Genomic DNA, 9090 nt, shown 5'->3' on the forward strand with positions numbered 1-9090 from the left:
TTGCTATGAGATCCCCCAGCCCGCTGGCCTTGAACAACGGCGTCACCATGGAACGTCTGGGTTTTGGCCTCTACAAAGTCCCACCCAAGGATGCCGATGTCCTGGTCTCCACCGCATTGGGCGAGGGGTACCGGCGCTTCGATACTGCGGCCATGTACGGAAACGAAGTAGGTGTGGGGCGCGCACTGGGCGGCGCCATCGGTGACGCCGCGCGCTACAACAGTGACACGGGCGGCTCCGGCGAGTCCCTCCACACCCTGGCCCGCGAGGACCTCTTCGTCACCACCAAGGTCTGGAACGACGACCACGGCTATGATTCCACGCTCCGCGCCTTCGACACCTCCATTTCCAATCTTGGACTCGACTACGTGGATCTTTATCTCATTCACTGGCCTTGCGCAGAGCGGGGACTTTTTGTCGAAACCTATAAGGCGCTGGAGACCCTGTACAGAGAGGGCAAGGTCCGCGCGATCGGGGTGTCCAACTTCCAGCCAGGTCATCTGGACGAACTGATGCAGAAGGCCGAAGTGGTCCCCGCAGTCAACCAGATCGAGCTGCACCCTTGGCTTCAGCAAAGCCGTTTGCGGCTTCTGCACCAGCAATTGGGCATTGCCACGGAAGCGTGGAGTCCGCTCGGCAGGGGCCAGGTGTTGGCAGATCCCGCCATCGTCGCACTGGCCGAAAAATACCACCGCACTCCCGCGCAGATTATCCTGCGCTGGCACCTGCAGCTGGGCAACCTGGTCATTCCCAAGGCCAGCTCGGCAGCCAGGATCAAGGAAAACCACGAAGTCTTCGATTTTGAACTCGACGCGGCTGACATGGACGGTATGGCCGGACTGGAACGCCATCATCGAACCGGGTCGCACCCGGACAACGTGAAGTAGGACAACCGCATGGACTCAGTGGACACCGGGCGCTCTCCCAAGGGCGCACAGGCCCCCACCCAATATTTCAGCAAAGAGCTGCGTCCGCGGACCCGGGCCTCCGAAGTGGAAGTCGACGGAAGCACCGTGGCCTACTGGATCTACGAGCCTGTAGCCGTAACACCGGGCACCCGCACCATCCTTGTCATCCATGGCTTCAGGGGTGACCATCACGGCTTGTTGCGGGTAGCGGACCAGCTTCCCGAGATGCGGATCATCATGCCGGACCTGCCAGCCTTCGGAAGTTCGGAGCCGTTTGTTGGTGATGAACATACGGTGGAACGGTACGGGGACTTCATCACCGGTTTCATGGCCGCACTGGACCTTGGACCCAAGACCGTGTTGCTGGGCCATTCCTTCGGCTCGATCATCGCAAGCCACTTCGCCGCGGCGCATCCGGGTGCGGTGTACCCGCTGATCCTGATCAACCCCATTGCAGCACCTGCCCTGGAGGGACCCAAGGGCATCATGACCAAGCTTGCTGTCTTGTACTACCAGGCATCGGCAAAGCTCCCGCGCCGTGTTGGCTTGGCGCTTCTCCGAAACCGCGTAATAGTCCGGATCATGAGTGTCACCATGGCCAAGACCAAGGACAAGGAACTTCGTCGTTTCATCCACGGCCAGCATGACGCCTATTTCAGCGCGTTTGCGGACCGTAACAGCCTGCTCGAATCATTCAAGGCCTCCGTCTCGGGGAACGTAGCGGACGTCGCCGAGCAACTGCATCTGCCCGTGCTGCTGGTGGCCGGCGAAAAAGACGAGATAGCCACCCTCCCCAGCCAGCACAAACTCATGGAGCGCCTGCCGGACGCAACGCTGGAAGTCATTCCCGGCGTCGGGCATTTGATCCACTACGAAACCCCGGTCCCCGCAGCAGCGGCGATCCGCGCCTTCCTGGAGGAACATCCCGCGTGAAAATTGTCATCGACGCCCGCTTTACCCGAACGGACCACCACGATGGCATCAGCCGGTACGGTTCCAGCCTCATCGCCGCGACGTCGAAAATCGCCGACGTCACGATGCTCATCAGCGACAAGCGGCAGCTCGCCCTGTTGCCCGACGTCCCTTACGTCCTGATCAACAGCCCTCTTTCTCCCTTGGAGTTGTTCGTTTCCCGCAAGGTCAATCCCCTGGGCGCGGACGTCGTGGTGTGCCCCATGCAGACCATGGGCACACTGGGGCGCAAGTATGGGCTGGTCCTGACCCTCCACGACCTCATCTACTACGAGCACCCGGCTCCCCCGGGGTTCCTGCCCGCTCCGGTACGCATCCTGTGGCGGCTGTACCACAAGGCGTACTGGCCGCAGAGGCTGTTGTTGAACCGGGCCGACATCGTGGCCACCATCAGCCACACCACCGAAGCCCTGATGGCAAAATACAGGCTCACGAAACGGCCTGTGCGGATTGTGGGAAATGCACCCCAACCGGGACAGACACCGCGCGATGCCACGGCTGGGGCTGACAAGACGCTGCTGTATATGGGCTCGTTCATGCCCTACAAGAACGTGGAAACCATGATCCGTGGCATGGCCGGACTGCAGGATTACACCTTGCACCTTTTGAGCCGCATCACTGCCGAGCGCAAGGCAGAACTGCAGGCTTTGGTTCCGGAAGGGGCGAAGGTCATCTTCCACAACGGCGTCACGGACGCCGAGTATGACGCCCTCCTGCTCCGGGCAACCGCCCTCATCAGCCTTTCCCGGGCCGAGGGCTATGGCCTGCCGCTGGTGGAGGCCATGGCGTTGGGAACCCCCGTGATTGCCAGTGACATCCCCATCTTCAGGGAAGTCGGCGGCGACGCCGTCAGTTACGTTGATCCGGGCTCGCCCACGGACTTCGCCGCTGCCGTGAACGCCCTCAGTGACGAGGCCCTGTGGCAGCAGCGCTCCCGCAGTTCCGTTGAGCGTGCCGCCGCGTTCAACTGGGACGATTCGGCACGGCAGTTGCTGGCCGCAGCCGAAGAAGTCGTGGCGTTGCAGCGCCGCAGGGCCTCAAACACACAGCGCTAGAGGACGTCTACTCCGTCAAGGCGGAGCTGGACGGGTCCAGCGGTGCGCTTGGCCGCACTGGCCACTTTGACTGCACGCATGGCACGCGTCGCTTCGGCTGCATCAGCGTAGGGAATGAAGTAGAGCATGCGGACGTCCACCTCGTCCTGCCCTGAGACCGCTGACGATGGGCCGACCGTTGAGGATGGCCCGACGAACTGCTGCACGGGCGCCGGCCCGGCCTTCCGGAGCCGCTTGGCCAGCGGGGCGCCGGCCTCGAACGTCCCGGCAAAATGCCCGACGTCGGCCCTGGTACCCGTCACCGAGGCGACACGGACCGCCGGGGGCAGCTGAAGCTCTTTCCGGAGCTCCAACTCACGCGAGGCGTAACCGGCGGCGTCCCACCGCAAGAGGGCACCCGTCGCTGCGGTGTCGTCCGCAGTGATGACCACCAAGCCACCCTCGCTGGCAGGCTTTACCAAGGAGGCAGCGTTGAACCACCGACGCACAGTGTCCTCGCCGGCTCGAAGGTTTTCGCGCCGGAGCAAGGAATTGCCATCCAACAACAAAGCCGCCGCGTAGCCATGTGGCGCCACCGGTTCGGCTCCGACGGTCGCCACCACCAAGGCAGGAGCATCCGGAACCGTCGCTTTGACGTGTTCGCCGGACGAGGTCACCACAGCCTTGCCTGGGAACGCCCGGCCAAGCTCTTCGGCCGTCCTCATGGCGCCGGCAGCGCCCCTGCGCAACCTGGTGCCGCTGCAATGCGTGCAACGCCATTGGGGTGCAGGCGTGGAACACCAACGGCATGCAGGAATCGCGGAGCTGCTGGAAACGGCCAGCGGTCCTTGGCACGTGTTGCACCGGGCAAGCTCCCGGCACGTCTCGCACACCAGCGACGGCGCGTAGCCTGCCCGGGCAACCTGCACCAGTACCGGGCCACGTTCCAGCCCTTCCTTCGCGGCTCGCCATGCGGCTCCCGGCAAACGCGCGATGCGTGCCAAGGGATCGCGTTCCTGTTCGAAACTGTCAGCGGTATTCAGGACACGCGGCACTGTGGAGCGAACCATGCTTCGGGGCGCTTCAACCGGGACAGCCCACTGCAGCTCCACCAGGCGCTGGAGTTCCGTACTCCGGCTGTGCGATGCCATCAGGCACGCGGCATTCTCCTGCTCCGCCCGCAAGAGCAGGACCTCGCGGGTGTGCGCGTAGGGTGCCCGTTGCTCAATGTGGAGATCGTCCCCGTCATCCCAGCACACCACCAGTCCAAGATCCTTGACCGGCGCGAAAGCAGCGGAACGGGTACCTACGGCCACCCCCGCGGACCCGCTCAAGAGGCGCAGGAAGTTGCGGTAGCGGGGCGTCTGGCCGTCATCGGCGGTCAGGCGGGCGACGTCGGACGGCGGCAGGACCGCTGCCAGCGCCGCTTCCACGCGGTCAAGATCCCGGTAATCAGGAACCACCACGATCGCGCCGCGTCCCGAGGATCTGACGGTGGCCACCGCAGCGGCCACCAAGGCCGGCCATCCATCAGGACCAAATCCTTGCAGGGCGGTGAGAACGGCTTTGGGCGAACCGCCGCTGGCCAGGTGCTGCAGATACGCTGTGCCATTGGTGTAGCGACCCCAGGCATGGGCATTGAAAGCCGGTGTTTCCTCTCCCCCGGTTTCCGAGACATTGCCGGGCGGCACATCCCCGCCCAGCAGTTCCTTCTCCACCTTGGCAACCCGCGGGGGGATTGCCGAACGAAGGACATCGCTCAGGGTCCCCGCGTACCGGGCGGCGACCTTGCCGGCCAGCGTGGCAATGTCAGGCGTCAGCACAGCCACCGGGGAAACCACCTTATGCAGGGGTGTCAACGGTGATGCTGCGTCTGAAGTATCGAGTCGCTCCAGTATGTAGCCGCCCAGTTCCTGGCCGTTGAACTTCACTTTCACCCGCACGCCGGGAGCCGCTTCCTCGGCCAGTTCAGCAGGGACGCTGTAATCAAAGGGCCTGTCCAGGTGCGGCAGAGGCGACTCCAGGACCACGCGGGCCACAGGAAGGTATCCTGCCAAGGGCGGACCCTGGACAGAGGGCCGGTCCGGGAAACCTTGCAGCAGCGAGGGCTGAAGCAATGACGGCTGGGCCTCTGGGCCTGCCATAACCTTCACCTCCAGCTCGTCGCACGATAACTACCGCGCACCAGGACTATCTACCGCATGAATGCAGATGCCCGCAGCGGGATTGACCGGCTGCGGGCATCTCTCTGGCTAAAGCCAATCACGAACCACCGACAAAACAACATCGCGGTGATCGCGGGTCGAATCAGGCGTTGAAGTATTCCTTCAAGTCCGCCACCCGGTCCAGCCGCTCCCAGGTGAAGTCGGGCTCGTCCCGTCCGAAGTGCCCATGTGCAGCCGTCTTGGCGTAGATGGGACGCTTGAGGTCCAAGGCATCAATGATGGCGCGGGGACGGAGGTCGAAGAGCTCGTCGATCGCTTCGCTGATGCGTGCGGGGTCGACCGTCTCCGTGCCGAAGGTCTCCACGTACGTTCCTACGGGGCGTGCCTGGCCAATGGCGTAAGCGATCTGGATCTCGGCACGCTTGGCAAGGCCGGCGGCAACCACGTTCTTCGCTACCCAACGCATGGCGTAGGCCGCGGAGCGGTCAACCTTGGACGGATCCTTGCCGGAGAATGCTCCACCGCCATGCCGGGAGAAGCCGCCGTAGGTGTCCACGATGATCTTTCGGCCGGTCAGACCGGCATCGCCTACCGGTCCGCCGATGACGAAGGCTCCGGCGGGGTTCAGAATGTTGGCCGTACGCGAAAGGTCAAGGTTCGATGCCGCAAGCACGGGTTCGATGACATAGCTGGCCAAGTCGGCGCGGAGCTGTTCAAGGCCCGCTTCCTCTGCATGCTGGCTGGAGATGACAACCGTCTCAACGGAAACCGGCCGGTCGCCGTCGTACCCTACCGTGACCTGGGTCTTGCCGTCGGGCCGCAGGTACGCAAGTTCGCCGTTCTTGCGGACTTCGGTGAGGCGTTCCGAAAGGCGGTGTGCCAGCCAGATGGGCGTGGGCATGTAGGAAGCCGTTTCATCACTGGCATAGCCGAACATGATGCCTTGGTCGCCGGCACCCTGGAGGTCGTAATCGTCCTCCTGGCGTCCTTCGCGGGCCTCCAGCGAGTTGAACACGCCGCCTGCGATGTCGTTGGACTGCTGGCCGATGGAGACCGAAACACCGCAGCGGGCACCGTCGAATCCGTTGGCGGACGAGTCATAGCCGATGCCGAGAATGGTCTCACGGACAATCTGCGGAATTTCGACGTAGGCATCGGTGGTGACCTCACCGGCAACGTGCACCAAACCAGTGGTGGCCATCGTTTCAACAGCCACGCGCGATTCAGGGTCCGCGGCGAGCAACGCGTCAAGAATGGAGTCGCTGATCTGGTCGCAGATCTTGTCCGGGTGCCCTTCGGTCACCGACTCTGACGTGAAGAGGCGGAGCTTGGACGGGGTGCCATGGTGTTCATGGTGCAGCGGTAAAGTCACTCGACCACCTTACTGGGTTGCGGGATCACGGCATCGGCCGTGTGTCCCTTTGCTAAGAATTCTGGGATGGGCTCGGTCACATGGCCGGGAAGACCCGCGCGAGTTCGGCACCCACGCGATCGACCACCGCGGCAGCGACATCAGCCTTGGAACCGGCCGCGGACTGAGGTTCAGCGCCATTGCCGGAGAGGATGACCACGGAGTTCTCGTCCTGGCCGAAGACCTGCCCGACTCCCACCTGGTTGACAACAAGAAGATCGCAGCCCTTGCGTTTAAGCTTGGCAGTTGCGTGCTCCAGGACATCGCCCTGGGCGTCTCCGGTTTCCGCCGCGAAACCGACGATCAGCTGCTGGCCACCGTGTGTGTTCCGCCGTTCCACGAGCTCATGGAGGATATCCGGGTTCCGGACCAAGCGCACCAGCGGTGCGTCCTCGCCGTCGACCTTTTTGATTTTGGTGTCCGAAACCTCCGCCGGACGGAAGTCCGCGACGGCCGCGGCCATGATGACGACGTCGGAATCGGCGGCCGCTTTCAGCGCTGCCTCGCGCAGTTCCAAGGCTGACTCAACGCGGACAAGCTCGACGCCGGCGGGCGGCTCGACATCCATATGTGCGGCCAGGAAACGCACGGTGGCTCCGGCAGCCAGGGCAGCGGCGGCCAGGGCAGCGCCCTGCTTGCCGGAAGATCGGTTGCCGAGGAACCGGACGGGGTCAAGGGCTTCCCTGGTTCCACCGGCTGAAATCGTGACGGTCCTGCCGGCAAGCGATGCGTGCTGGGCAGAAGGCACCGTAGTGCCTTCAATTGTGCCGGCCGCGTCCGCCAACGCGATGGCCGCAGCAAAGATAGCTTCGGGCTCGGGCAGGCGGCCCGGACCGGAATCGGCGCCGGTAAGTCGTCCGGAGGCCGGTTCGAGGACTGTCACGCCACGGCTGCGCAACGTTTCCACGTTGGCTTGCGTTGCTGCGTGCTGCCACATCTCCGTATGCATCGCCGGAGCGAAGAGCACAGGGCCGTGGGCCATCAGCAATGTATTGGTCAGGAGGTCGTTGGCCTGCCCGGTGGCAGCCCTCGCCAGGAGATCGGCAGTGGCCGGAGCAACTACGATCAGGTCTGCCTGATGCCCGAGGCGGACATGGTTGACCTTGTCGACGTCGTCAAAGACGCTGTTGCTCACTGGGTTGCCCGACAGCGCTTCCCACGTGGCGACCCCGACGAAACGGGTAGCTGCCTCCGTGGGAATCACCGTGACCTGGTGGCCGGCTTCAGTAAAAAGCCGGAGGAGCGATGCGACCTTGTAGGCTGCAATCCCTCCCCCGACTCCGAGGACTATGCGCACGTGACCTCCGTCAACAGGCAGTCTGTATTATTCTGCGGGCTCGATCGGCGTGGAGACCAGCAGGCCTTCGTTGATCTCGCGGAGCGCGATCGAGAGCGACTTTTCGTTCAGCTTGGTGTCAACCAACGGACCGACGTACTCGAACAGGCCCTCGTGCAGCTGGGCGTAGTAAGCGTTGATTTGACGGGCACGCTTGGCGCCGAAGATCACCAGGCCGTACTTCGAATCGGCAGCCTCAAGCAGCGAATCGATCGGCGGGTTGATGATGCCTTCAAGGTTCGTGGACACGAATTCTCCAAATTCTAGCGGGCCAACATAAAGGCGCTTTAGCGCCCGTGCGGGGTAAGCCCCATGAGTGAAACAAGCTCGTCCGCTGCCCGGCGAACGTCGTCATTGATGACGGTGTGGTCAAACTCCGGTTCAGCAGCAAGTTCCAGTTTAGCGGTTTCCAGCCGACGCTGCTGTTCTTCGGCAGTTTCGGTGCCGCGGCCAACCAGTCGACGGACCATTTCGTCCCAGCTGGGCGGTGCCAGGAAGACGAAGTTGGCATCGGGGACGGCGGCCTTGACCTGCCGTGCACCCTGAAGGTCGATCTCAAGCAGGACCGACTTTCCCTCGGCGATGGCGGCCTCCACCGTGCTGCGAAGAGTGCCATAGCGGTTCTGGCCGTGGACCACAGCCCACTCCAGCAATTGGCCGTCAGCGACCAAGGCATCGAACTCTTCGGCCGACTTGAAGAAGTAGTGGACCCCATCCTTCTCGCCCGGACGGGCTGCCCTGGTGGTGGCAGAGACCGAAAGCCAAACCTCTGGATAGTTGTCCCTGATGTAGGTCGATACGGTTCCCTTGCCCACGGCAGTAGGGCCGGCAAGGACGGTCAGTCCAGGATTCTTGCTCACGGATTCCTTCGGGGAAATGCGTCAAACGCTTTGTTGGGTATCCATAAAATCTACCAGCGCTTGAGCCTGATGAATTCCCAACCCCCTGATGCGCCGGGATCCGGCAATTCCGATATCCGCCATGATTGCGGCCGCCCGGACCGGACCGATGCCCGGCAAAGCTTCCAGCAGCTCCACTACCCGCATGCGTGCGATCGCCTCGTCGGTGGCTCCCGAAGAGATCAACTCCGCGATGCTCACTTGGCCGTGTTTGAGCTTCTCCTTGGCCGCGGCCCGCACCGCGCGGGCCTTCGCGGCCTTTTCCAACGCATCGGCACGTTCTTGCGGTGTCAACTCTTTAAGGCCCACTGCAGAACCCCTGTCAGATCGAGTTAATGATGCAGGTCAGGCGACTGATCCTGAAC

The 9090-nt window shown here is 63.2% G+C and carries 9 protein-coding genes; 3 read left to right on the forward strand and 6 right to left on the reverse strand.

All coding sequences use genetic code 11. The features are described 5' to 3' along the window. The first annotated feature begins 5 nt into the window (after nucleotides 1-5). Genes PQ627_RS18475 through PQ627_RS18485 form a run of 3 tightly spaced genes read left to right on the forward strand, consistent with a single transcriptional unit; the run spans nucleotide 6 to nucleotide 2935 of the window. Entirely contained in the window at nucleotides 6-887 is an 882-nt protein-coding gene (locus tag PQ627_RS18475) for an aldo/keto reductase (protein ID WP_144658917.1), read from the forward strand. Between the two features lie 9 nt (nucleotides 888-896). Beyond that, nucleotides 897-1841, forward strand: coding sequence for an alpha/beta fold hydrolase (locus PQ627_RS18480; RefSeq protein WP_274262828.1), 945 nt, complete (start codon nucleotides 897-899; stop codon nucleotides 1839-1841). Further along, entirely contained in the window at nucleotides 1838-2935 is a 1098-nt protein-coding gene (locus tag PQ627_RS18485; RefSeq protein ID WP_274262829.1) for a glycosyltransferase family 4 protein, read from the forward strand. The genes PQ627_RS18480 and PQ627_RS18485 overlap by 4 nt, the downstream gene beginning before the upstream one ends. Here the strand turns inward: PQ627_RS18485 and PQ627_RS18490 are convergent. The 6 genes from PQ627_RS18490 to mihF all read right to left on the reverse strand — a co-directional run bounded on the left by PQ627_RS18490 (nucleotide 2932) and on the right by mihF (nucleotide 9034). Next, on the reverse strand, nucleotides 2932-5058 hold the full coding sequence (locus PQ627_RS18490; protein WP_274262830.1) for a primosomal protein N': 2127 nt from the start codon (nucleotides 5056-5058) through the stop codon (nucleotides 2932-2934). The genes PQ627_RS18485 and PQ627_RS18490 overlap by 4 nt on opposite strands. Before the next feature lie 163 nt (nucleotides 5059-5221). After that, nucleotides 5222-6451, reverse strand: a complete 1230-nt coding sequence (gene metK / locus PQ627_RS18495) for a methionine adenosyltransferase (protein WP_274262831.1) — start codon at nucleotides 6449-6451, stop codon at nucleotides 5222-5224. 76 nt (nucleotides 6452-6527) lie between these two features. Next, nucleotides 6528-7787, reverse strand: coding sequence for a bifunctional phosphopantothenoylcysteine decarboxylase/phosphopantothenate--cysteine ligase CoaBC (gene coaBC / locus PQ627_RS18500; RefSeq protein ID WP_274262832.1), 1260 nt, complete (start codon nucleotides 7785-7787; stop codon nucleotides 6528-6530). A gap of 27 nt (nucleotides 7788-7814) precedes the next feature. After that, the gene (gene rpoZ / locus PQ627_RS18505) at nucleotides 7815-8075 is read right to left on the reverse strand and encodes a DNA-directed RNA polymerase subunit omega (protein WP_017197559.1); all 261 of its coding nucleotides are present in this window, start codon (nucleotides 8073-8075) and stop codon (nucleotides 7815-7817) included. 38 nt (nucleotides 8076-8113) lie between these two features. Further along, nucleotides 8114-8686, reverse strand: a complete 573-nt coding sequence (gene gmk / locus PQ627_RS18510; RefSeq protein ID WP_144658923.1) for a guanylate kinase — start codon at nucleotides 8684-8686, stop codon at nucleotides 8114-8116. Nucleotides 8687-8707: 21 nt separating this feature from the next. Continuing rightward, entirely contained in the window at nucleotides 8708-9034 is a 327-nt protein-coding gene (mihF, locus tag PQ627_RS18515) for an integration host factor, actinobacterial type (protein WP_144658924.1), read from the reverse strand. Nucleotides 9035-9090 lie beyond the last annotated feature (56 nt).

Origin of the sequence: Paenarthrobacter sp. AB444, assembly GCF_028736865.1 — a bacterium.
In the GTDB taxonomy this organism is placed as follows: domain Bacteria; phylum Actinomycetota; class Actinomycetes; order Actinomycetales; family Micrococcaceae; genus Arthrobacter; species Arthrobacter nicotinovorans_B.